Origin of the sequence: Acinetobacter sp. CIP 101966, assembly GCF_000369725.1 — a bacterium.
GTDB classification, from domain to species: Bacteria; Pseudomonadota; Gammaproteobacteria; order Pseudomonadales; family Moraxellaceae; genus Acinetobacter; species Acinetobacter lwoffii_Q.
This window is the reverse complement of the sequence record NZ_KB850160.1, coordinates 1,417,212-1,439,902: the sequence shown is the minus strand read 5'-3', so window position 1 is coordinate 1,439,902 and position 22,691 is coordinate 1,417,212. Positions and strand designations below refer to the sequence as shown.

The following is a 22,691-nucleotide window of genomic DNA, read 5'->3' as shown; positions in this document are numbered from 1 at the left end:
AGCTAGAAGATCTGACGATATTCTAGCTGAAATGCTGTCGAGATTTACTGGCTTTGAGCAAGTTGTGCTTCAAGTAACTTGATCTGTTCCTCTTTCAGTTGGATCAACTGGTCGGCATCGCTATGCTGCGCATCCAGTGTGGCTTTTTGTTCATTGAGCTGAACTTGGATGTCATCTAATTTAGCCACTTCTTCTTTGGCCAAACTGGCATTCTCCGGCACTGGTGCATCTAACAGCTGATTTGATACCAGTGCTTTAGCTTCGATCGTCTCAGGTGCTTTCGCTGCCGCCGTATCTTCTTCAGTTTTCGCCGCAGGTTTTGCTGCCGGAACAGCCGCGATATCTTCCTGATGTATGCGTTCCGCTTCACCGGAAGAGGCATTCAACCACTGATATAGCAATACCAATGCAACGACAGTAACTAAAGCCCCCATAATCCCCATTAAAAGTTTGGGGTTATTTCTTTGTTCTACTGACATAGCTTGAACCTTGATTTTTATTTTACTGAACGAGGTTTAAACTGAATCACGCCAACTTCATCTGGAACAGCTGGTGTTTCTGGTTGATCAACATGTGTGGGACGATTTTCTTCATAACCACATTCAATACATTCGATCCATTCATCTTCACCAGAGGTCAGCATGACGACGCGATCTAACGCCTGACATTTTGGACATTTTGCGCCTGCAATGAAACGACGTTTAATGGTCATCATACTCACCTTGTGATCAACTTAAAAAGCTAGTTTAAGCGTTTTTAGAGGGGTTCGTCCAACCTTGATGACGCAGCAACGCATCTATTTTTGGCTCGCGTCCGCGGAAATTGATAAATGCGTCAAGTGCTGTGTCTTTTCCGCCAACTGCGAGGATATTTTCCCGAAACTGCTTTCCGGTAGTGGTATTAAAAATACCTTCATCTTCAAAGCGGTCGAAGGCATCACTGGCCAAAACTTCGGCCCATTTATAGGAATAATATCCTGCTGCATAACCACCGGCAAAAATGTGACTGAAGCTGTGCTGGAAACGGTTATAGTCGGTGGTCGGTAGGACCGCATACTTTTCACGGATCTCATTCAGAGTAGCCTGAACCTGTGTTGCATTTAAAGCCGGATTGGCTCGGTGAATACTCAGGTCAAACAGGGCAAATTCAAGCTGACGCAGGGTTTGCATGCCAGACTGGAAGAAACGTGCATCGAGCAGGGCTTTCAGCAACTCTGCCGGCAAGGATTCTTGAGTTTCAATGTGCTCGCTGAGCAGATCCAGACTTTCCTGATCCCAGGCCCAGAATTCCATAAACTGGCTTGGCAGTTCGACCGCATCCCAAGCCACGCCATGGGTACCTGCTACCGCAATATTGTCCACTTCTGTCAGCATATGATGCAGGCCATGACCAAATTCATGGAACAAGGTGATGACTTCATCATGGGTCAGGAGTGCAGGGCGATTGCCGACGGGTGGGGTAAAGTTACCGACCATATAGCAAATCGGTTTTTGCAGGCCATCACTGGTCTGCATACGGGAACGGAAACCGCTCATCCATGCACCGCCACGCTTGCCTTGGCGTGCATACAGGTCAAAATAGAAACCGCCAATGACCTGACCTTGATCTTCCAGTTCAAAATAACGTGCATCCGGATGCCATACAGGGGCTTCACGTTCAATGACTTGAATGCCATACAGACGATTGACAATATTGAACAGGCCTTGCAGGATTTTCGGTGCTGGGAAGTAAGGTTTAAGCGCTTCCTGTGACAGGTTAAATTGCTGCATTTTCAGCTTTTCAGAATAATAGCCGCTGTCCCACGGTTGGAGATCACTAATGCCATCTTCAGCAGCAATCGCTTTCAGTTCAGCGATTTCTTTCTCTGCTGGCGCGCGGGCATGCTCTGCCAGATCACGCAAGAATTCGTCAACTGCCTCTACACTTGGTGCCATTTTGCTGGCTAAGGACAATTCTGCATAATTATTAAAGCCGAGCAGTTTTGCCATTTCCAGACGCAGACTGAGAATTTCTTCGATCAATGCAGTATTGTCAAACTCGCTCTGTTCAGCCTGATCTGACGCGCGGGTGGTATAAGCTTTATAGAGTTCTTCACGCAGAGGACGATTTTCTGAATGGGTCATGATCGCCAGATAAGAGGGGAAATCCAGCGTAGCCACTGGTTGATCCAGCTCGCGTTGCTGACCATATTGTTTTAACAGCTCAATATTACTTGAAGATAGACCCGCTAACTCATCTTCATTTAGCGGTCTGAAATAGGCTTGAGTCGCATCCAGCACATGGTTGGAGAAGTCGGAAGATAATTGGGACAGACGCGCAGAAATTTCCGCATAACGTTTTTTCGCTTCACCCTCTAATGCCACCCCAGACAGTTTGAAATCACGTAAGGCCAGTTTAATGGCGCTTCGCTGCGCTGCCGGCAGTTCATTATAAATCGACGCATCATAAATATGCTGATAGGTCTGATAGAGCGCCGTATGTTGACCCAGTTGCGTATAATATTCGCTAAGACCCGGTAAAAGTGCTTGGTAGACATCACGGGTTTCGGCATTGTTCATCACAGCATTTAAATGTGACAAGATGCCCCAAGACTCACTCATATTGTTTTCAAGCGTGTCGACATGTTCCAGAGTAGTCAGCTGCTCCTGTACTGTAGTAGGCGTTTCGGTGAGGTCATTCAGGAACTTTTGCCCTTCAGCGATACAGCTTTCAATTTTTTGTTTTAGCTCAGCCAGCGTAATCTGATCAAATTGTGGAACAGGCAAAGTTGCCTTTTCTAAAGTCATGTCGGTCTGCCAAATTAATTTTCAGTGTTAGTTCTAGAAGTAAGGCTTCTTGATCGAGAAATCAAGCTTGACCGGTGATTTATTCTGAAGCAGGAGGTATCGAGATTTATTCAATCTCGTTCACAATGATGTCCAAGCTACTTTTACTAATGTTGAGTTATAGTTCAACTGATTGGTGTTGCTCGCTGAAACTCCGAAACAGATAGTTTAAGAATAGGCAGAATTCCATAGTCTGTTTCAAAGAAATAAGAAATATGTCTTTGCAGATTTTTGAATTTCACTGCTTGAGTGTAGATCAAAATAGGAGGCAGTTTTCCTGTCAGTTTTGTTTAGAAATAGGGAAGGTACCTGATCAGACTGATCTAAGTTGATGATTCGATGCGGTAAGTATTTTTACTCTAATCGTATTTATTCTGGATAAGGTTTAAAAGAAAAAAGAGCGCCGTAGCGCTCTTTTTAAACCATCAAAAATTATTCAGTCTTGGCTTTTGCATTCGACTTTTTCTTTTTGACCTTGGCCTTTTTCTTTACTTTATCTTTAACCTTTGCTTCAGACTTTCCTGCAGATGGTTTAGCAGACTTTTTACTGTAAGAGCTGGGTTTTCCTTTTCCTTTTTTGCGTCGTATGGGTTGTTCTCCATCGGCGCTCAAGTTGGATTTAGATTCACGTTCATTATTGCCAAACACTTCTTCTGTCGCTGCTGGACGTGATACTGGTTTTTTCTCACTCACGCGCGGTGCACGGGCACGAACTGCACGGCCGGCATGACTGAGTTGTTGCACCAGTTCAAAATCGATCTTACGTTCTTCCAGATTGACACCGGCAACCTTGATTTTGACTTCATCACCCAGACCAAAGACCTGACCACGGTTCTGGCCGATCAGATTCTGGCTGCTTTGATCAAAGACAAAGAAGTCATCACCTAGCTGGCTGACATGCACCATACCATCGACATACAGATCTTTTAACGTGACAAACAGGCCAAATTCTGCCGTTGCACTAATAATGCCGACAAATTCTTCGCCCAGATGCTGCTGCATATAATGACATTTCAACCAGGTCGTCACCGAGCGCGACGCTTCATCTGCACGACGTTCTGTGGCAGAGAAATGGTCACCAGCTTCATCTAAAGCACCGCCTGAAAGCGGAGATGGCTTGTTATTTAAATGTGCTTTGATTGCACGATGCAATAACAAATCCGGATAACGGCGAATTGGTGAAGTGAAATGTGTATAGGCTTCATAAGCCAGACCATAATGGCCTGCATTACTCGCACCATAGTAAGCCTGCATCATGGAGCGTAATAACACGGCATGAATACTTGGTGCATCAATCCGTTCTTTGGTCGCTTCAATCACCGCCTGATAATCTTTCTGAGTCGGCTGTTCCGGGAAATTCAAACCCAGCAGCTTGACGAAGTCACGGACTTTCTGGATACGTGAGAACTCAGGTGGCTCATGCACGCGGTACAACATTGGCATTTCATTTTTCAATGCATATTCTGCGGCTGCCACGTTGGCCAGCAACATACATTCTTCAATCAGCTTATGCGCATCATTACGGCTGCGTGGAAGAATTTCTTTAATTCCGCCCAGTTCGTCGAAGGTCATGTAAGTTTCAACAGTTTCAAATTCCATGGCATGGCGTTCAGCACGTAAACTTTTAAGAACTTGATAAAGCTGGAACAGGGTGTTGATCGACTTGCGGACTTCGCGATCTTCAGTAATGGCTTGACTATCGCCTTCCAGATACTGTGCGACCTGATCATAGGTCAAACGTGCTTTGGAATGCATGACAGATGGATAGAACTCAAAACCGGTGACTCGGCCAGCACGTGACAATTTTAAATCACAGACCATACATAGGCGGTCAACATTCGGATTTAAAGAACACAGGCCATTCGACAATGCTTCAGGCAGCATCGGTAAAACAAAGTGCGGGAAGTACACCGAAGTACCACGTTCCTGCGCTTCGTCATCCAGTGGTTTGCCTGGACGCACATAATGGCTGACATCGGCAATGGCCACGACCACACGATAGCCACCACCCGGACGTTTTTCGGCATAAACCGCATCATCGAAGTCACGTGCATCTTCACCATCAATGGTGACCAAGGCTAAATCACGTAGATCCACACGACCTTCACGGTCTTTGGCCGTTGGCTCTTTAAAGCTCTCGGCTTCTTTAACCACTTCTTCCGGGAATTCATAAGGCAAACCATATTCTAAAATGGTTTGTGGAATAATGATTTCAGTATCGGCCTTGTCTGCCATGGACTGCACAATATGTCCAGTCGCGAATTCTTCACGGGTCGGATAGGTATCAATCGCCACACGAATAGAGTCACCCAGATTAGCCTGGGCATGTTCGATCAGTTCTTTTTCAAGGGTGATTGGCTGATGCGCATTTGGGTTGGCTGGCTGGATAAAGTATTCACCATCATATTCTGACACTTTACCAATGATCTGTTTGACACGATGCTGCACAACTTCAGTAATATAGCCCCAGGCTTTACCTTTACGGTCTACCGAAGTCTGACGCACTTTAACGCGGTCACCATTAAAGACCAGGCGCAGTTCACGCTCAGCCAATAATAAGTCGTCCTGGCCGGAAATGTTGGCAGTTCCCATCCCCCGGGAATTGATATAAACCGTCGCTTCGGATTCAGGTTGCTCGACGGCAATCTGAAACTTGTAGCCGTCTTTCATCAGTTGCCCGTCACGCACCATCGCAATTAAACGATGGCTTAGGGCATCAATACTTTTTTGATCTGCAATTTCAAAATGTTCGACCAGGTCTGCATGGGACTGGGCATTGTTCTTTTCGATGGTTTCTAAAATGAGCGTGCGGCTAGGGATAGGGTTGTCATAACGTTCGGCTTCAGCTTTTGCTTCAGGATCGACCCAGTTTTTCATCATGTCTTTAAATTTATCTTAGGAGATAGGTTTAGCATAAAACATGTGTGCGCAGACTGCACGTAAATGATTGCAATAATCCATTTAAGTTTTCAATTTTCTGTTAATTTTCGATAACTGGAAATTTATGCAGTTTTTTTGCCATCAAAATGCACGAAAAATCGAGGAATTGCTTAAAAAGTATTTAAACGAGCAAAAATATGCACTTTTTTTTGATGCTGCGCTTGCAGTGCCATGCCGAAATTTGTATTATGGCCGCACGTTACGGTGAGATGGGTGAGTGGCTGAAACCACGTCCCTGCTAAGGACGCATACGGGTAACTGTATCGAGGGTTCGAATCCCTCTCTCACCGCCACGCTTACTTATGTCGCGCGCTCATAGCTCAGCTGGATAGAGCACTTGGCTACGAACTAAGGGGTCGGGAGTTCGAATCTCTCTGAGCGCACCAAGTAAGTTAAGCAAAAAAACGTATTGCCAACCTAGGCACACAAGTTACGCGCTCATAGCTCAGCTGGATAGAGCACTTGGCTACGAACTAAGGGGTCGGGAGTTCGAATCTCTCTGAGCGCACCAACTTGAACAATTAACCGCACATGTTGCGGTTTTTTTGTGTCTAAAATTTACAGAAACACCAGACATTACATGCTAAAAATAAGTCTCAGGCGAGTGAATAAAAATAAAGGCAGTCGTGATGAGAAAAATCATTGTCCAGGAGTTTTTGACCCTCGATGGCGTGATGCAGGGGCCCGGCGGCCCAGAAGAAGATATATCTGGTGGCTTTCAATATGGTGGCTGGGTGGCGCCGTATTTTAATGCGGAACCTGATCCGGCATTTGATGTCATTATGCAAAAATGGATGCAGCCCTCCGATATTCTTTTAGGGAAACATACTTTTCAGATTTTTGAATCTTACTGGCCCACACATACTGAAGACTGGCCGGGAATCAATGACGTCAATAAATATGTCCTTTCTACCAGTCTGGAGCATTCCGACTGGCAAAATACCCTTTTTCTGAAAAGCATTGATGAGATCATCAAGCTTAAAGCATCAGGAGAGGGGGATATTCGAGTTTATGGCAGTGCTGCAGTGGTACAGGCGCTTTTCAAATATGAGCTTGTGGATGAACTTTGTCTGCTGACTTTTCCAATTATACTGGGTGTTGGCAAACGCCTGTTTAGTCATGAATCAATACCCGCCGCTTTTCAATTGATAGATCATCTGGTCAGCTCAAATGGTATTGTGTTTACGCATTATCAAAGGGCAGGAGAAGTAAAGACGGGAACAATACGCGAGTGATAAAGCGCACAAGAGTGATGGTCGGTTTATATTTGAATTCTATTCTGGCTGGATACCTGGTTGAGAATACTTAAGGTTGACCCATTATTTGGTGCTGAAATTTTTTGGAAAATGAAGCTTCTTGGTTGAATTAATTAAGTGCTTTTAGCTCTAAATTTGCAGAAGTTTTCAGCAGAAAGTTGTGAATATTGCTGCATCGTTTAATTACTGTACGTTCGGTTGAGATTTTATTAAAAAACACTTAACAACACTGAAAAAACTCGTATAATGCACCCCATCAAGACGTCGCGCTCATAGCTCAGCTGGATAGAGCACTTGGCTACGAACTAAGGGGTCGGGAGTTCGAATCTCTCTGAGCGCACCAATCTTGATAAAAAATCTGAAAAAACCGCACATTGATGCGGTTTTTTTGTGTCTGGAATGTGTGTGAATTTTTCATATAAAAAACCAATAACTCTCTGCATCCTTCTTATCTTAATTTTTGCTGAACTTTCAGTGCATAAACGGTATTGCCACCTACCGCAGGTAAAACATCGTGATAGGGCATGCTGCGCATAGCTCTTAATAAGAATGGCGCCTGATCGTGAATCTTCATGCTGCTGGTAATTTGAAATAAGGTACCTTGTGACTGCGGTAATAAGCGCATGCCACCTTTCACAAACTTCAAGTCGCCGCCATTGGCATTGAACTGGTTTTGCAGGGAATCAAGCTGGTAAAAACGCATCTTGAAGTTAAATGGAATCTGAATCACCCCTAAACCCACCGAAACCTTATAGTTGGCATCCACACTTTGGGTATTGACTGGATTAAGTTCGACCTTCTTGATCTGCCGGGGGAAAAGTTGCTGGGTTGCTTCAGCAGCCAAACACGGCAGCAATTTTTCGACTGGATGCGCAAAATATTGATAGGTGCTGCTAAATCTTAAATTTTCTGAGGCTTTTCCTTCTTTAATCTGATAGTTCGGAAAAATGAAACTGACCGGTTGACCAGACTTTTGGCTGATCTGGGCAATTTTTTGTAGCTGTTGAGGGTTGAATCTAAGTTGCGGAATCGGAGTTGCTAGTGCTGCTGTATGCTCGATTTTAAAGCGTTGTTGTAGTGCTTCCAGCAGAAATGCATTGGTACTCGGCGGAATGCCGAGTTTGGCTTCAGGTAGCGCATTCAGGATTTTACTGAATAAAAAGCCTTTGGGCTGGTTCAGGTCGCCCCATTGGGTGACAGTCACCAGCGTTCTATGCGGACCCAGTGCAAACCACTCCAGTTTTCCTGCACCATAGAGAATTGGCGCATCAATAATTAAGGTGCTGATGCTGTTTTCACCCAGATGATGCTGCATCACTACGGTTTCTTTAAAGTTCAAGACTGGAATCGGGGTCGGGATATGAACCTGATATTTAACCTGCTGAATCTAACCCTGCTGCTCCAGCACCTTGGCCGACTTTAAGGTCGGAAACAGACCGACATAATTCGGATAATGTTGCAGCAATTTTTCAACCTGAGCTTCAGCCACAGGCAATACTACAGCCGCACTATAAAACTGTGTCTTGCTGGCTGCATTACTGTTTAAGGTGGGAAGCTGAGTTTTACTGGTTGGATGCGCATAAATCAGAATCCGCTCGCCGGTTAATTCTGCCAGTTGCTGGGCATTGCCCTGATAAGCACTCAGACTGCTTGGTATTTCGGCATTCCAGGGAATAATCTTGGCCAGTGCTGGGACAGAAACTGCCAAATAAACACCGATGAGCATGCATTGCTTTAATTCTTTCATTCAACATCCTGTTGCGTATTTTTTGTTTTAATTGCTGTTTATTTAAAACCAAATGCACGTATTTCCAAAGCAAAGTTATGTAATTGATGCGACAGGCCATAAGCGCTATGGATATTTTGGTATAGTATTGGGCAAGATTTTATTTTTGATGTGATGCTATGACTGAGTCAGCACCGACTTTATCGACCCGTTATTTTCTGACTTTAGAAGAATCTCAGGATGGTTTTGCCCTGGCGACGTTTGGTAAAAAGCAGATTTCACGTTTTCTGACGCCTCTGGTCAGTATCGGGATCATCATCTGGGGTTTCTCGATGGGTTTTGATGGCATCGGACGTTATTACGTGGCTTTGGGCGCATTCTTTCTGCTCCTGCAAGGTATTATGCGTTACTGGTTCCTGCCGATGATGTTTAAACGTCAGTTTGTTAAATATCAGTTTGGTAAAAGCGAACAGGGTATTGATTTGTATCAGGACTATGCGGAAATTTTTAATAATGATCGTAGTAAGTTGGTGCCATATAGCGAAGTGCAGAATTTTGCTGTCGGTAAACTCACTTATATGCTGGAATTAAAAAACCGTACCGTGGTTATTGTGCCGAAGCGTGCATTTAAGGACGGCACTGAACAGAGTATGTTCGAGCATACATTTAAAAAATAATTCAGATATCTATAAAAGGAAAAGGGAAGTTTTGATCATGAGCACACGTCCATCCAAAATCGTTTGCGTGGGTCGCAGTTATGCCGATCATGCCAAAGAACTCGGCAATGCGATCCCTGATCGTCCGGTATTGTTTATCAAGCCACCGAGTGCCTTAAGTTCGCTCGAAGCAGGCATTGAATGGAATCCGGAATGGGGCAATTGTCATTATGAATGTGAACTCAGCTTGCGCATTGACCGGACTTTAAGCAAAGAAAGCGATCCTGTGAAATCACTTGAAGCTGTGGGTGCGGTGACTTTAGGTCTGGACTTAACTTTGCGTGATTTACAGGATGATCTCAAGAAAAAAGGCCAGTCTTGGGAACGTGCCAAAGCCTTTGATGGTTCTTGTTTGTTGTCGGACTGGGTGCCTGTCGCCGATGTAGTCACGGACTGGAAAGATGTACATTACACACTCGAAGTCAATGATGAGCTGCGTCAAAAAGGCGATACTGCATTATTGATATTTGATATTGCGACGTTGCTGGCTGACATCAGTCAGGTCTTTACTTTGGAAGAAGGCGATGTGGTGATGACCGGTACCCCGGCAGGCGTTGCGGCATTGCATTCAGGCGATCAACTGAAAATGACGCTGAAGGGGCAGGTTCAGGATTATGTCTGGATGACTTTTGTGAAATAACCAAGATTTTAAATTAAAGGAGCCAATGGGCCACTGCTGTCCCACAATTTTTACAAGAGGAAGCTCATTTAAGCTTCCTCTTGTTTGATGGGGACTTTATCGGGTGAAAATAACGCTTTTAAGGTTTTTATTTCAAATAAATTCACTTGAATTATTCTGAGTAAGCGCTGAACTGTCCAGCCTTTTTTCCCTAAATGTTGAGCGAAACTTACCAGTAAATAGGCGATCATCGCAATCCAGATTTGCGTCTGAATGGCGTTCTTGCTTCGGCCTAAAAAGGCTTTTAATTTCAGGTTCTGTTTAATCGCTTTAAAGAACAATTCAACTTTCCAGCGGTCTTTGTAAATCGCTGCAATGGTAGAGGCAGCTAGATGAAAGTTATTGCTGAGAAAGCTAAAGTGCTTGCCACTTTGCTGATCTCTATATTCAATTCTTCTTAACACTGGGGCTTTTCTTTTTAGGGCATGTGCGCTATTCAGCTGAATGGTTTCATCTTTTAGAATACCTTTGGATTCAAGCACTGGATGTTGCTGGATCACCTGATACACAGATTTAGGCCTAAAACGTGTGACAAATCCAATGTTTTGAGCAGTCAGATTTGCATACCATTGGTAATCGACATAGCCTTTATCAAAAACTACAATGCTGCCAGCAGGAAACTGGAATTTGCGGCCTTGTACCATGTCATTTTCTTTGCCATTTTCAACTGCAACAAACTCAGGAATATCATTGCTGTGATTCAATCCTATGCTGAGTTTCATGCTGGCTTTTGAGTCGTGAACTTTGGCCCATTCACATAAGGAAAGCGACAGGTCAATATGACTGGCATCCAAGGAATACAAGGGATTCTTAAAGCGAAATTTATGAGCTACTTTTGAGTGTTCATAGTATTTAAGCAACTTGTAAAATAGCTGTTGATACAAGGCAGCAGGCTGCTGCTCATTGATTCGTGCCAGCGTGCTTCGGGGAATAGACTTTGCTCCGAGATGACTTAGCTTTTCCTGTTGGCACTCCAAATTGGATTGAATATCTCTCAGACTTTGCCTACAAGAGAATTGAGACATCAATATGGCAATAAACTGATCCCACCGGGAAGCCGCTCTAAATTTCTGTCCAACATGGTGTACTTTAGCAAGTTGTTCAAAATCCTGTCGCACAACAGGTTTAATTAGCTGATGAAATACGGTATTCTGATGTGACAAAACCTGAATCCTGGTCGTTAAAGTGTTTGTTTGCACTCATATTTTAACTGTTAGGACTCAGGTTTTTTTATTTAAAGCAAACTATGGGACAGCAGTGGCCAATGGGCTCCTTTTTCATATGCATCATTTTATTCATTAACAGTATAACGCTTGCGAAACTGATCTGGGGTGCTTCCCATCCAGCGTTTAAACATGCTGATAAATGCCGAGGCATTGGCATAGCCCAGATCAAAGGCAATGCTCTCGACACTATGCGCTGCATTTAATAAAGACATGGCCTGCATCACTTTCAGGCGTTGCCGCCATTCATGTAGTGACATTCCCAATTCTTTCTGGCTGTATCGGGCTAGCGTCCGCTCGGTTAAATTGACGCGTTCGGCCAGTTGCTGCAGCGAGCTTTGATCTGCCGGATGCTGATGTAAATAATCTAAAATCTGTTTCAGCAATGCATGTTCTGAATGCGGTAGATAACTGCTGACCAGTTGGGCTTGCTGGAGCTGATCAAGCAGCACCTGTAGCAGACGCTGATATTCAGCTGAATTCTCGAATCCCGGATGATCTTGCTGATGTAGTTGTTTCAGGTGGGTAAATAAAGCAGTGACCAAGGGGGCGCTGAGCAGGATGCCCGGTTGAGTGGGCAGTTGGCTACACAGTGATTCATGCACATACAGAGTGCCATGAGAAACTGCGGTACGGTTCAGACCACGATGCTCTAAATTCGGTGGGAGCCAGATGCCGTGAGGTGAAGGCGTCACATAATTTATATGATTAATATTCACTTCCATCACGCCATGAAAAGCATAGACAAATTCTCCCCAGGCATGACCATGCAGCGGATAAACAGATTGCGCAGGATCTTCCCTGAAACTGATCCACAGAGGTGCTTTAATCAGATCATGGGTCGGAAGTTGCTTGAGCGAAGCTGAATCTGCTTGGATTTTTTTATGCATCACCGAAATTGCCTGAATAACACCATCATTTGTCTGTTTTGAAGTATATCTTTTATTTCTGACACTTTTATAGTGTACCTTCCAAATGAGCAACAGGACCGTATGTGAGCCAGCGTCAGGCATTAGATGCCAAAGCATCTGCCATCATGTTTGTATTGTGTATGTTGTGGGGTTTACAACAGGTGGTACTGAAGTGGGCCGCGAATGATATTTCAGCCCTGATGCAAATTGCCTTGCGTTCAGCCTTGTCTGCGCTGATGGTTTATCCCCTGATTCAGCAGAGCGTGCGCCGTCAACTCTGGAATGCACGCTATTTACCTGCAGGATTGCTGGTCGGTGTGTTGTTTGCAACCGAATTCTATCTGATTGGTGAGGCACTGCGTTATACCTCAGCCTCGCATACGATTGTTTTACTTTATACCGCGCCGATTTTTGTGGCTTTGGGTTTACACTGGAAATTGCCGGCAGAGCGTTTGTCTTCTGTGCAATGGGGCGGAATATTTCTTGCCTTTAGCGGAATTGTAGTCAGCTTTCTGTTACGTCCACAGACAGAATCAACTTTACAAACTGATGCCTTGTGGGGAGATTTTCTGGCTTTGCTTGGCGGCGTATTCTGGGCAGCCACCACATTCAGTGTACGTCTGAGCCGGCTGGCTGAAGCACCTGCAACCCAGACTTTGTTCTATCAATTATTGATAGGTGGAATGCTGTTATTGCCTCTGGCTGTTCTGACTGGACAAGCAGCCATTCAATGGACGGTGTTGTCTATTTCCAGTCTGGTTTTTCATACCGTACTGATTTCCTTTGCCAGTTATCTGATCTGGTTCTGGATGCTGAAACATTATCTGGCATCACGGTTGGGGGTATTTTCCTTTTTGACCCCTGTATTCGGCATGCTGTTCGGGGTGCTGATTCTGGATGAACATATCGAAATCAATTTTATTATCGGCACCTGTATGGTGATGTTGGGCGTGATTCTGGTGAGTTTGCAGGGATGGCTGAAAAAACCGAATATCAATAAAACTATTCAAGAGCAAGTATGAAAAACTGGTCTGTAAATTTAGCGACCTGGATTGGCCTGTCTTCCATTCTGATCTGGGCCAGTCTAGTCGCTATAGTGAAACTGATTACTGAATCCACCAGTGCAGTGCAGGGGATTGCTTTAATTTATAGTTTTAGCAGTCTGGCGATTTTGGCATTCACGGGTTTCCCAAAAATCAAGCAAATGTCCAAGCGCTATCTGTTCGGTTGTGGCGCTTTATTTGTGGCTTATGAGATTCTATTTCTGGTTGCCGTGGCATGGTCGGATAATCGTGAACAAGTGATGCTGATTGCCATGATCAATTATCTGTGGCCACCCTTGATGATTGTTTTTTCGATTTTTGCCCGGCAGTTGCAGGCCCGCCTCTGGGTGATTCCCGGCTTTCTGCTCGCCGTAATGGGACTGATGCTGGTGGTCAATCCAGAAATCACTAATCTGCCGAAGTTTATGCAGGCTTTAGCTGAAAATCCTTGGGCCTATGGCTTTGCCTTTCTCGGCGCTTTGTTATGGCCTTGCTACTGCGTTCTAACTAGGACCTATGGCCGCGGACAAAATGGTGTACCGATTTTCTTTTTGGTCGCTGTAATTAGCTTATGGTTCTTACATTTAGGATTAAACGAACCTTTTATCATGCCCACATTCAAGCTATGGTTAGGAATTGCAGTGGTGGGTAGTCTGATTGGCATCGCCTATAGTAACTGGAATCAGAGTATGCAGTTCGGCAATATCAAGGTGCTGATTTTAGCCACCTATTTTATGCCGATTCTTTCTTCGGTCATGTCAATGCTGATTCTGGATGTCAGACCCGAACTCAGTTTTTGGATCGGGACGGGTTTGGTGACTGCAGGCGCTATAGTCTGCTGGAAATCTACCGCTATCAGTTAAAAAAAATCCTCTCAAGCGAGAGGATTTTTTTATTTATGTCGGAACAGTTCGGACAATGGAAAATTGAGTTTTTCTTCCAGATATTGATCGGTTTCCTGTAATCTAGGTGAGAAATTTTGCATCCAGATGTCATCAGTCTGGGCATTGGTGAGATGGTTTTTGCGTGGCAGTGGATAGGGTAATTGCAGATAAAAATTCCAGAAGCTGACCTGATCCAGATCACGAACCAGCACATATTCATTTTCATCGGTACGTTTGATCAAATTCTGCTTTTCAAACATGGCGACATAGCTCGGCCAGCGTCCAATTTCATCCCGGCCTAAGACCTCAAGTGCTTGGGCTTCACTGATGCTTTCACCAGTTTTCTGCTTTTTATAAAATAATTCTAACAGATCCAGCAGCATGACGATGGGATGGCGTTTATTGTCCTGCCCAGATTCAAACGCCGTCAGGGCATAGCTGATTTCAACCCCCAATAACACAATAATCCACGACAGATAAATCCAGAGCAGGAAAATCGGCACGGCGGCGAAGGCACCATAGACGATCTCATAGCTGGTAAAGTTTGACATGATATAGCCAAACAGATTTTTCAGCAGCTCAAACACCACGGCACTAAACAGACCGGCAATAAAGGCAGATTTAAGCGGTACACTACGATTCGGGATGGTCCAGTTCAAAATGAAAAATCCGAGTACAGTCAAAGAAAATGAAATCGCCCAGAGGACAAAGGCACCATCCAGCTCATAACCGGCAAAGTTATTGCTGAGAATGCTCATGGATGCCACGGTCGAGGAAATCACAAACGCACTGCCGAGTAAAATCGGCCCCAGCGAAATAATGGTCCAGTAACGCATAAAGCCCATAATTCCGCCCCGTGTTTCAGTCACGCGCCAAATGCGGTTAAACACCGTTTCGATACTGCTGAGCATCAATACTGTGGTCACAAATAAGAACAGAATACCAATGATGGTGAGATTGCTGGATTTATCGGTAAAGGCATTCAGGGCTTTATCAAAGGCAATGGTGGTTTTGGGTAAAAAATTACTATAAATCAGCTGCTGTAATTGCTGCCGCGCAGGTTCTAGGGCTTTAATGGAAGAAATAATCACCAGAAAAACCGTCAGCATCGGCACTACGGCGAACAGGGTGGTATAGGTCAGGGAACCTGCCTGTTCGCGACAGCGGTCTGTTTCAAAGCGTCGAAGTACAAATAAAACAAATTGAAACCAGTGTTTTTCATAGAAAGGTAATTTCTTTAAATACTTAACAATCATCTGCATCCAATCTCAATTTTTTTAATCATCATGAATTTTCATCATCAGCTTAACCAAAAAACTTGCAAAGTATCGTATAGTTTTATTTTTTTAAGTAATGAATAAGAACCATGATGCAACCTTATGTCCTTGTTTTATATTACAGCAAATATGGCTCAACCAAAGAAATGGCGCATCTGATTGCCAATGGAATTGAAGCGGCAGGCGTGGCAGTAAAAATCAGGACAGTTCCAAATATATCCAGCATGGTAAAAGTCGCTGAACCGAGTATTCCGGCAGAAGGGGATATTTACTGTACTCTGGACGATCTGGCGCAATGTGCCGGCCTGGCGCTTGGTTCACCGACCCGTTTTGGCAATATGGCCTCTGAAATGAAATATTTTTGGGATCAGACCACGAGTCTGTGGCTGAATGGAGCGCTACACGGTAAACCGGCTTGCGTGTTTACGGCATCAGGTTCCATGCATGGCGGACAGGAAAGTACTTTGCTGACCATGCTGCCGCCGTTGTTCCATCATGGCATGATGATCATGGGGCTTAGTAACTCAACACCGGCACTCTCGAATACCAAAACTGGTGGTACGCCTTATGGCGCTAGTCATGTCAGCGGCCCACGGCATGATCAGGGCCTGAGTCAGGATGAAAAAATTCTGTGTGAAGTACAAGGCAAGCGTTTAGGTGAAGTGGTACTGAAACTCAATCGAGTCTGACAAGCACTCACAGGAAATGAAGAATGAACTTCATTTCCTGAATTTTATTAGGCTTCTTTTTGATCTTTTTGATCTTTTTGATCTTTTTGATCTTTTTGACTAAATCTGTATTTGCATTTCAGACATTGATAATCCTGAAACAGATTACGGTCGACAGAAACCCCGGCTTTTTTCCCCAGAAAATTACCGACCACACCGCCGGTAATCCCGACACTGATTGCACCGACAAAAGTGCCTACGGTTCCGCCGACAATCACACCTAAAGGTCCGGCTACTGTACCAATTGCAGCGCCAATCGATGCACCTGAAGCAGCGCCACCTACAGTCCCTGCAGTTGCACCCGCTGAACTCATGAGAATGCCGCCAATTTTCTTTAAATTCTGTTCATGATCGCGCTGTTCGATATCAGCTGAGCCACATTTAGGACATTGCATAGATTGTTCCATCAAGGATTGAGATGTGCTTGTTTTAGGTTTGTCGGGAATAGGATGTGTGCCCTGATCAGCACTTATTCATAACATACAACAACACACTAGATAAGTTTTGAATTCGCAAATCAGAAACATTGCATACTCACTTGATTCTAGTTGAGTTCACGCTAAAACATTGTATTTCAGCTGTAAATATATGCCTTCTTGGTTGATTAACGCAATTCTTAACCTGTCATTGAGGAAATGGCAAATCTCAAGATCATCAGAAATGTTCTTCTCTCATCAGTCTAAATATTGCGATCTTAGGTAGGCCATTTCTGGATTCGAAATGAAAAAGGAAGGGAAGTCGAAAAATATGTAAACGAGTTCTTATCAGGTCTATTCAAGTTTTCAGCCAAAATACACCTGAATATTGGCGTTTCTTTATAAGTCACCTTCATTGTAATTGATTAATTATATTTTAAATAAATCGTGACATTTATCCTTATTAAATAGAAGTTCTAATAAAATAAAAATTTACGACTTTTAAAATATAAAAAGTATAATAATTCTAATCTTTATTAGATAAATTTTTGATTATTGATAATATAAAAAATATATTATTTTAGTCAAGTTTTTTGGATGAATTTTATATTCAAAAAAAATTTATATAATGATTTCTTACAAATCACAAATAATAAACAAATATATATTAATTTAATAAAAACAATAATTTATATTTTTAAATAAAACAAAAAAATAAGTGAATAGGGATAGGTTTTACATTTTATAATTTTATGTGATTTAATATTTTTCAGATAAATTTAATCTTACTTAAATGAAAAATTAAATAAATATCTTAATTCAGAGGATATTAAGATTATGAGAATATTAGTTATCAATCTGGGTTTATTAGGTTTATGTTTTCTGAGTAACGCTTATGCCACCTCTGATGAGTGGACTCAGCGTTGGAAATCATCCAGTGCCCGTTCCAATGAGAATCTAGTTCAAGCCAATCTGATCGAACTTAAGGAGTCAGACTATTATTCCGGATTAGGTAAAACCACTGTTCATAGCACCTCGACCACTTCCATCGGCACGGTAAATACCCCGACCAACAATATCAATGTAGAGGGTACAGACAACAATATTGATATTACGAGTGAATTGCTGAATGAAGCACCAGTCAATTCAAACACCAACCAAAATCCTCAGCGCTGTCTTAATTTAAGTAACAGACCAGGAGAATCACAATGCTGAATTTCTCCTCGACCAGAAGACATATATCTTTCATGAGCGCCACTGTCCTTTTCAGCTCTTTTTTAACGGGCTGTACAGGCTTGGCACCTTCAAACAAGAAGCCAGTTAGCCTGGTACAAGGCCCCCCAATTACCGATATTTTTACCCCTTTTGATATGGCTTTATCCTGCCTAAAAGGACAATTACGTAGTGATGTGAGTTTCTCCGTAGGGGCAATTTTGGATCAAACCGGTAAGGATGTAGTTACCAATGGTGGCAGCGGAAAAATGGTGACCCAAGGTGCGGGAGATATGGTGCAATCTGCCTTGTTTCAGGCAGGGGTAAGCTTAATGAACCGGCGTGATCCCCGGATTATCGAAAGCGAAGCCAAGTGGGGCATTCGTGATCCCAGACAAATCCAGGCCTCTGATTATTATGTGACAGGCAGTATTAACAGTCTGGATTTTATTCCGGGTGGTGGTTTTGACATGCAGATCGCTGGTGTCGGTCCGAATTATAGTCAAACCCGGATTATGGTCGGTCTGGATTTATCTTTGACCGATACCCGTAGCAGTAAAGTCGTCGGCAATGTTTCATTGCAGAAGCAAATTGCTGCACAGGATTATGGCTTGAGTGCAGGTAGATTCGCTGGACGTACACTCTTGAACATTCAGATTGGAAAAGGAGAACGGGAGGCAACTAACTTTGCCTTGCGCCAAATGTTGAATCTGGCCACTTTTGAATTGCTGAGTCAGGTCGTCCCGCCCGCCGTATTTGAAAGCTGTCGTGCGCAGATACCGCCAGAGTTCGGTCAATTGAACTTAACCCGAAGTTCTGTGGCACTGCATAAGTACAAGAAAAACCAGCAACAAAATAATACAGCTTCAAGTAGCGCTGTTCAGGAATCAGCATCACGCCAGGCAGACTCATCCAATGAAAAAAATAAGTCAACCAACTCCCCAAGCAAAGATACGAAACCACCTAAACAGAAAGAGTCCGAGGTGATTCAAAACCCTGAAGCAGAGCCTGAAATGAGTAAACAGGACTTGATTAAATATATCAGCAAGAAGCAGCGTCAACCTTCTTCAAATGAAAAGAATGAAGAAAAAGATACTCAAGAAAAGGCTGATAAAGAACAAGAAGATGAAAAAACCACAACGCTATGGGAGGCCAATCCTGAGGTGGTCGAAAATTACTGGTCTAGCACCCAGCGTGATTAAAAATATTTAAAAATGGGCTCGCTCCCATTATAAGAAGGAGTACTTAGCGAGAGGTACTTCAAAACAAAAGTAGGAAGAACAACGATGAAAAACACGATCAAAACAATCGCTTTATCCGTCGCCTTTCTGTCTAGCGCAGGTATGGCATACGCCCAAGATGGTGAAACACCTACTGATGTCACCGTAGATACAGGCTTACAAGCTACCCTGGATTCTATTTCTCAGCAGGTTGAAAATGGTTCTGCTTTGAATCTTGCAGTGAATACAGGTGATGTTGATGCAAGTGTCGATTTAGAAGCAATTGCAGAAGCTACAAGAGAAGCACCAGACGCCATTAGTTCAATTGAAGGTACAATTGAAACTACTGCGATTGGTGCCGCGAATACAGGTAGTATCAGTATTGAGCAGGGTAGCTACAATAAGGTGGTATCAGACATATCAGATGCAACGGATAACTACGACTACAGTGAAGTAACGAGTGCAACTAATAATTCTGAAACTCTAGAGGAGCTATCAGAGGTTGCGGATAGTTCAGATATCTCGGAAGTTGTGAGTTCGACACTAAGTACTTGTCAACGGCATTTTAAAATTGACCCCTTTTACCTTAAAAATGGCGAAGTAAAATTGACCCCTTTGATCTCGTATTAAGTTTCAACCTGCGGCTGAATCCCAATTCTTTTTTTATCCTTCAAACGATAACTCTCACCCGATATCTGTACCACATGACAGTGATGTAATAGCCGATCTAACATCGCAGCGGTCAACGTAACATCATCCGCAAATGACTTAGACCATTGGCTAAAGGGTAAGTTACTCGTCAATATCGTACTGCCTTTTTCATAACGCTTGGCAATCACGTTAAAGAACAGATTCGCTTCTTCACGTCCAAACGGTAAATAACCAATTTCATCGATAATCAGTAACTTTGGTCCCAGTACCGCACGTTGCATATAGGTTTTCAGTTTACCTTGCTGGTAGGCTGTACTTAGTTGCAGCATGAGATCGGCGGCGGTAATGAACTTGATCTTAATGTTGTTCATGATGGCCTTATAGCCTAATGCCATAGATAAGTGCGTTTTTCCTACTCCGCTAGCCCCGAGAAACACCACATTTTCTGCTCTAGCAATAAAGCTCAGATTGAACAGTTCAATCACCTGTGATTTAGGGGCCCCTAGGGCATAATTAAAATCATAGTCTTCCAGGGTTTTGACTTGAGGCAGGCCTGAGAGTTTCATCAGTACCTGCTGGCTGCGCTGTTGCCTGGCAGCATATTCATGCGTCAAGATCGCTTCAACAAAGTCGGCATAACTTCCATCCTGACCTAATGTTTGTTGTGCATGATGTGACCATTGTGATGCGATGGCAGGCAGATTGAGCTTTTGGCAAAGCTGCTCTATACGGTCGTATTGCAGATTCATCAGGAAACTCCCAGCAACTGGTCATATACCGATAAGGGATGCTGCAAACTCTCGTAGGGCATGACATGCTCTGCTGCTGCAACAGGTACAGTGCTGGAACCTGTATCTGATTGCGGTAATGGCGTAAATTTTTGCTGCTCCTGTTGCAGTCGAACAGCCGGTTTTTCTTGCGTGGTGGCATGAATCCGCTGATTGGCGGTTTCATGCAGCCACCGGCCAATATGGGCATTGGCGACATCAACATCTAACAGTAAACCCGAAGTCTTCAGGCTTGCTTTTAATGGCACAATAAAGCTTGATTTGAGGTATCCATTAAAGCGTTCAACTTTGCCTTTGGTCTGTGCACGGTAGGGCTTACATACGCGAGGACGAAAGCTGTATTTCTTGGCGCAGTCGAGCAGTTTGGGGTTCCATTTATGCTGCCCCTCCTGATAGGCATCCCGTTCAATCATGATCGTTTTAGCGTTATCAAACAGGATTTCTTGAGGTACTCCTGCAAAGAACTGAAATGCATTTTCCAGACCATCGATCCATGCATCCGTACGTTCATGATCATAAAATTTCACGAAAGTCGCTCTGGAATACCCTAATGTTGCGACAAAGGCTTTTAAAGTCGTGTTGTTGCGTCGAATTGTGGTGAAATCCACCTGCATTTGTTGGCCAGGTTGGGTTTCAAAACGAATGATCGGTTCCGGTTGAGCAACTGGTTTTAATGTTGCAAGATATTCCCTCAAGATCCTGATCTTTCCTGGATATCCCAACCTTAAAATTTCCTGGTAGAGCACAACAGCAGGAATCCATTCAGGATGAGCTGCGTTTACACGTTGGAGTAAATAGGGTTTATATGGGTCAAGGATACTTATTCTAGGCTGTATACGCTGATACTGAGGTGTGGTGTTTTGCCGTAAATATTTACGCACAGTATTTCTGGACACCCCCAGTTCACGAGTAATGGCTTTAATAGATTTACCTTGTTGATGAAGTATTTGGATTGTCACTGCTTGCTCCAAAGTTAACATATTGAGCAGTCCAAAATGACCGCTATATTAACCAAGGGGGTCAGTTTTTAAATGCCATTAGGGGGTCATTTTTACACTGCCGCTAACATACTGACTATAGTGAGGAAATCAATGAAACTTTAAGCAATTATAGTGTAGCGAATATTGCCTATAATGCGGGTGCTATTGATGCATCTGTCAGTGCTATTTCAGAAGGAACTCAAACTGCTATTAACAACAGCATCACAACTACCGCTATCGGTGCTGTGAATAGCGGTAGTATCACTGTGACTGTTAAATAAACTCTTTTTTCGAGGTGAACACAGGTCTAACTATTGGCAGATAGTTAGACCTCTTTATTTTATAATAACATCCACATAAATTGTTGTTTATTCATCGGATAAAAAAGTACTTATTTGTTTGACACTCTCTATTTCAGAAATTAAATAGCCTGGCGCTTAAGATTAAGCCATTTATCTAGGATCAAATCTGGAAGAATCAATAAGAACTTAGGCTGAGCTCTGGATATTTTAAATTTATATCATCAGAAAAACACAATAACAAAAGAGCGCATCAGCGCTCTTTTAAAATTCATTGGCGAGCTTAGTCGCGAACAAATTCAACTGTGCCATTTGTCAAAGACTTTACGCGTGCCAGTGATTCCACACGGTAGCCTTTTTCAAGCAGCAGGTCACGACCTGGCTGGAATGATTTTTCAATCACAATGCCAATACCAACTACTTCTGCATTTGCCTGGTGAATCAGGTCTGCAAGACCTAAAGCGGCTTGACCATTGGCCAGGAAGTCATCGATCACTAAAACTTTATCGGTTGAGCTGATGTGTTTATTTGAAATCGCGATTGTGCTTTCAGTCTGTTTGGTAAATGAAAAGACTTTAGAACGATATAAATCATCTTTCAGGGTAAGAGACTGGTATTTACGTGCAAAGATTACAGGTACGCCAAGCTCTAGTCCGGCCATTACGGCAGGTGCAATACCTGATGCTTCAATCGTAATAATTTTGGTAATACCAGCATCCTTAAACAGACGCGCAAATTCTTGACCAATCAGTTGCATCATGACTGGATCAATCTGATGGTTTAAGAAAGAGTCTACTTTCAAAACTTCTTCAGAGAGGACGATGCCTTCAGCCAAGATTTTCTGTTCTAGTGCATGCACGGGAGAATCCTCAAGAGCAGGTGCTTTTTCAAGCAAAAGCGTATTGTAAAAAGCACCC

At 43.4% G+C, this 22,691-nt stretch carries 20 protein-coding genes, 4 tRNA genes and 2 pseudogenes; 13 read left to right on the top strand and 13 right to left on the bottom strand.

The genetic code is table 11. The features are described 5' to 3' along the window. Window positions 1-44 precede the first annotated feature (44 nt). From F891_RS12995 to rnr, 4 genes are all read right to left on the bottom strand, one after another. Window positions 45-479: a restriction endonuclease subunit S domain-containing protein gene (locus F891_RS12995; RefSeq protein ID WP_005101172.1), complete on the bottom strand. Its 435-nt coding sequence runs from the start codon at window positions 477-479 to the stop codon at window positions 45-47. Between the two features lie 17 nt (window positions 480-496). Beyond that, window positions 497-706, bottom strand: a complete 210-nt coding sequence (locus F891_RS12990) for a YheV family putative zinc ribbon protein (RefSeq protein WP_171054337.1) — start codon at window positions 704-706, stop codon at window positions 497-499. Between the two features lie 40 nt (window positions 707-746). Beyond that, entirely contained in the window at window positions 747-2,801 is a 2,055-nt protein-coding gene (locus F891_RS12985; protein WP_171066359.1) for a M3 family metallopeptidase, read from the bottom strand. A 456-nt stretch (window positions 2,802-3,257) separates the two neighbouring features. Then, window positions 3,258-5,705 (bottom strand): ribonuclease R, encoded by a 2,448-nt coding sequence (gene rnr / locus F891_RS12980; RefSeq protein ID WP_004281463.1) that lies wholly within the window; start codon window positions 5,703-5,705, stop codon window positions 3,258-3,260. A gap of 263 nt (window positions 5,706-5,968) precedes the next feature. Between rnr and F891_RS12975 the strand changes: the two genes are divergently transcribed. From F891_RS12975 to F891_RS12955, 5 genes are all read left to right on the top strand, one after another. Further along, a tRNA-Ser gene (locus F891_RS12975) sits at window positions 5,969-6,058 on the top strand. A gap of 16 nt (window positions 6,059-6,074) precedes the next feature. Then, window positions 6,075-6,151 (top strand) — tRNA-Arg (locus F891_RS12970). Window positions 6,152-6,199: 48 nt separating this feature from the next. Beyond that, a tRNA-Arg gene (locus tag F891_RS12965) sits at window positions 6,200-6,276 on the top strand. Window positions 6,277-6,394: 118 nt separating this feature from the next. Next, window positions 6,395-7,000 carry a dihydrofolate reductase family protein gene (locus F891_RS12960; protein ID WP_005263738.1) on the top strand — a complete coding sequence of 202 codons (606 nt, stop codon included), beginning with the start codon at window positions 6,395-6,397 and terminating at the stop codon, window positions 6,998-7,000. 287 nt (window positions 7,001-7,287) lie between these two features. Further along, window positions 7,288-7,364 (top strand) — tRNA-Arg (locus F891_RS12955). A gap of 105 nt (window positions 7,365-7,469) precedes the next feature. Here F891_RS12955 and F891_RS12950 read toward each other — a convergent pair. Then, window positions 7,470-8,768, bottom strand: a pseudogene (locus F891_RS12950) (SRPBCC family protein). A 158-nt stretch (window positions 8,769-8,926) separates the two neighbouring features. Here F891_RS12950 and F891_RS12945 point away from each other — a divergent pair. Together F891_RS12945 and F891_RS12940 are read left to right on the top strand one after the other, a co-directional pair. Further along, a complete protein-coding gene (locus F891_RS12945; protein ID WP_005263735.1) occupies window positions 8,927-9,424 on the top strand; it encodes a YcxB family protein in 498 nt (165 codons plus the stop codon). 37 nt (window positions 9,425-9,461) lie between these two features. Continuing rightward, window positions 9,462-10,103: a fumarylacetoacetate hydrolase family protein gene (locus F891_RS12940; RefSeq protein ID WP_005263734.1), complete on the top strand. Its 642-nt coding sequence runs from the start codon at window positions 9,462-9,464 to the stop codon at window positions 10,101-10,103. 68 nt (window positions 10,104-10,171) lie between these two features. On the opposite strand, the gene F891_RS12935 is transcribed toward F891_RS12940, so the two are convergent. Beyond that, window positions 10,172-11,305: an IS4 family transposase gene (locus F891_RS12935; protein ID WP_005263733.1), complete on the bottom strand. Its 1,134-nt coding sequence runs from the start codon at window positions 11,303-11,305 to the stop codon at window positions 10,172-10,174. A 128-nt stretch (window positions 11,306-11,433) separates the two neighbouring features. Further along, a complete protein-coding gene (locus F891_RS12930) occupies window positions 11,434-12,255 on the bottom strand; it encodes an AraC family transcriptional regulator (protein WP_005108619.1) in 822 nt (273 codons plus the stop codon). A gap of 104 nt (window positions 12,256-12,359) precedes the next feature. Here F891_RS12930 and F891_RS12925 point away from each other — a divergent pair, with 104 nt between their 5' ends. Both F891_RS12925 and yddG read left to right on the top strand, forming a co-directional pair. Continuing rightward, window positions 12,360-13,298: a DMT family transporter gene (locus F891_RS12925; RefSeq protein WP_005263732.1), complete on the top strand. Its 939-nt coding sequence runs from the start codon at window positions 12,360-12,362 to the stop codon at window positions 13,296-13,298. Continuing rightward, on the top strand, window positions 13,295-14,182 hold the full coding sequence (gene yddG, locus F891_RS12920; protein ID WP_005263725.1) for an aromatic amino acid DMT transporter YddG: 888 nt from the start codon (window positions 13,295-13,297) through the stop codon (window positions 14,180-14,182). Before F891_RS12925 ends, yddG begins: the two co-directional genes overlap by 4 nt. Before the next feature lie 29 nt (window positions 14,183-14,211). Here yddG and F891_RS12915 read toward each other — a convergent pair whose 3' ends face one another. Beyond that, the gene (locus F891_RS12915) at window positions 14,212-15,459 is read right to left on the bottom strand and encodes a YihY family inner membrane protein (RefSeq protein ID WP_004281448.1); all 1,248 of its coding nucleotides are present in this window, start codon (window positions 15,457-15,459) and stop codon (window positions 14,212-14,214) included. Between the two features lie 113 nt (window positions 15,460-15,572). Between F891_RS12915 and wrbA the strand changes: the two genes are divergently transcribed. Beyond that, window positions 15,573-16,169: an NAD(P)H:quinone oxidoreductase gene (gene wrbA, locus F891_RS12910; protein ID WP_034438516.1), complete on the top strand. Its 597-nt coding sequence runs from the start codon at window positions 15,573-15,575 to the stop codon at window positions 16,167-16,169. A 47-nt stretch (window positions 16,170-16,216) separates the two neighbouring features. On the opposite strand, the gene F891_RS12905 is transcribed toward wrbA, so the two are convergent. Both F891_RS12905 and F891_RS18565 read right to left on the bottom strand, forming a co-directional pair. Continuing rightward, on the bottom strand, window positions 16,217-16,615 hold the full coding sequence (locus tag F891_RS12905) for a hypothetical protein (RefSeq protein WP_171066349.1): 399 nt from the start codon (window positions 16,613-16,615) through the stop codon (window positions 16,217-16,219). 862 nt (window positions 16,616-17,477) lie between these two features. Then, window positions 17,478-17,558: a hypothetical protein gene (locus tag F891_RS18565; protein WP_370940770.1), complete on the bottom strand. Its 81-nt coding sequence runs from the start codon at window positions 17,556-17,558 to the stop codon at window positions 17,478-17,480. Between the two features lie 274 nt (window positions 17,559-17,832). Between F891_RS18565 and F891_RS12895 the strand changes: the two genes are divergently transcribed. Both F891_RS12895 and F891_RS12890 read left to right on the top strand, forming a co-directional pair. Further along, on the top strand, window positions 17,833-19,038 hold the full coding sequence (locus tag F891_RS12895) for a CsgG/HfaB family protein (protein WP_005263722.1): 1,206 nt from the start codon (window positions 17,833-17,835) through the stop codon (window positions 19,036-19,038). Between the two features lie 84 nt (window positions 19,039-19,122). Next, a complete protein-coding gene (locus F891_RS12890; RefSeq protein WP_005263721.1) occupies window positions 19,123-19,686 on the top strand; it encodes a hypothetical protein in 564 nt (187 codons plus the stop codon). On the opposite strand, the gene istB is transcribed toward F891_RS12890, so the two are convergent. Both istB and istA read right to left on the bottom strand, forming a co-directional pair. Continuing rightward, window positions 19,683-20,456 (bottom strand): IS21-like element ISAba8 family helper ATPase IstB, encoded by a 774-nt coding sequence (gene istB, locus F891_RS12885; RefSeq protein WP_001053379.1) that lies wholly within the window; start codon window positions 20,454-20,456, stop codon window positions 19,683-19,685. The genes F891_RS12890 and istB overlap by 4 nt on opposite strands. Next, a complete protein-coding gene (gene istA / locus F891_RS12880; RefSeq protein ID WP_004733225.1) occupies window positions 20,456-21,475 on the bottom strand; it encodes an IS21-like element ISAba8 family transposase in 1,020 nt (339 codons plus the stop codon). The genes istB and istA overlap by 1 nt, the downstream gene beginning before the upstream one ends. An 89-nt stretch (window positions 21,476-21,564) precedes the next feature. On the opposite strand from istA, the pseudogene F891_RS18330 reads away from it, so the two are divergent. Continuing rightward, window positions 21,565-21,756: pseudogene (locus tag F891_RS18330) on the top strand (hypothetical protein); the annotation flags it as partial. A gap of 301 nt (window positions 21,757-22,057) precedes the next feature. Here F891_RS18330 and F891_RS12875 read toward each other — a convergent pair. Then, complete coding sequence (locus tag F891_RS12875; protein ID WP_004732222.1) at window positions 22,058-22,633, bottom strand: xanthine phosphoribosyltransferase; 576 nt, start codon at window positions 22,631-22,633, stop codon at window positions 22,058-22,060. Window positions 22,634-22,691 lie beyond the last annotated feature (58 nt).

What these genes read in the sequence shown, in the direction of transcription:
- F891_RS12995 (WP_005101172.1), bottom strand. Translation starts at nt 479, where the DNA reads ATGTCAGTAGAACAAAGAAATAACCCCAAACTTTTAATGGGGATTATG.
- rnr (WP_004281463.1), bottom strand. Translation starts at nt 5,705, where the DNA reads ATGATGAAAAACTGGGTCGATCCTGAAGCAAAAGCTGAAGCCGAACGT.
- F891_RS12960 (WP_005263738.1), top strand. Translation starts at nt 6,395, where the DNA reads ATGAGAAAAATCATTGTCCAGGAGTTTTTGACCCTCGATGGCGTGATG.
- F891_RS12945 (WP_005263735.1), top strand. Translation starts at nt 8,927, where the DNA reads ATGACTGAGTCAGCACCGACTTTATCGACCCGTTATTTTCTGACTTTA.
- F891_RS12940 (WP_005263734.1), top strand. Translation starts at nt 9,462, where the DNA reads ATGAGCACACGTCCATCCAAAATCGTTTGCGTGGGTCGCAGTTATGCC.
- F891_RS12930 (WP_005108619.1), bottom strand. Translation starts at nt 12,255, where the DNA reads ATGCATAAAAAAATCCAAGCAGATTCAGCTTCGCTCAAGCAACTTCCG.
- yddG (WP_005263725.1), top strand. Translation starts at nt 13,295, where the DNA reads ATGAAAAACTGGTCTGTAAATTTAGCGACCTGGATTGGCCTGTCTTCC.
- F891_RS12915 (WP_004281448.1), bottom strand. Translation starts at nt 15,459, where the DNA reads ATGATTGTTAAGTATTTAAAGAAATTACCTTTCTATGAAAAACACTGG.
- wrbA (WP_034438516.1), top strand. Translation starts at nt 15,573, where the DNA reads ATGCAACCTTATGTCCTTGTTTTATATTACAGCAAATATGGCTCAACC.
- F891_RS12905 (WP_171066349.1), bottom strand. Translation starts at nt 16,615, where the DNA reads ATGGAACAATCTATGCAATGTCCTAAATGTGGCTCAGCTGATATCGAA.
- F891_RS18565 (WP_370940770.1), bottom strand. Translation starts at nt 17,558, where the DNA reads ATGATTTCCAACGCTGAGTCCACTCATCAGAGGTGGCATAAGCGTTAC.
- F891_RS12895 (WP_005263722.1), top strand. Translation starts at nt 17,833, where the DNA reads ATGCTGAATTTCTCCTCGACCAGAAGACATATATCTTTCATGAGCGCC.
- F891_RS12890 (WP_005263721.1), top strand. Translation starts at nt 19,123, where the DNA reads ATGAAAAACACGATCAAAACAATCGCTTTATCCGTCGCCTTTCTGTCT.
- istB (WP_001053379.1), bottom strand. Translation starts at nt 20,456, where the DNA reads ATGAATCTGCAATACGACCGTATAGAGCAGCTTTGCCAAAAGCTCAAT.
- istA (WP_004733225.1), bottom strand. Translation starts at nt 21,475, where the DNA reads ATGTTAACTTTGGAGCAAGCAGTGACAATCCAAATACTTCATCAACAA.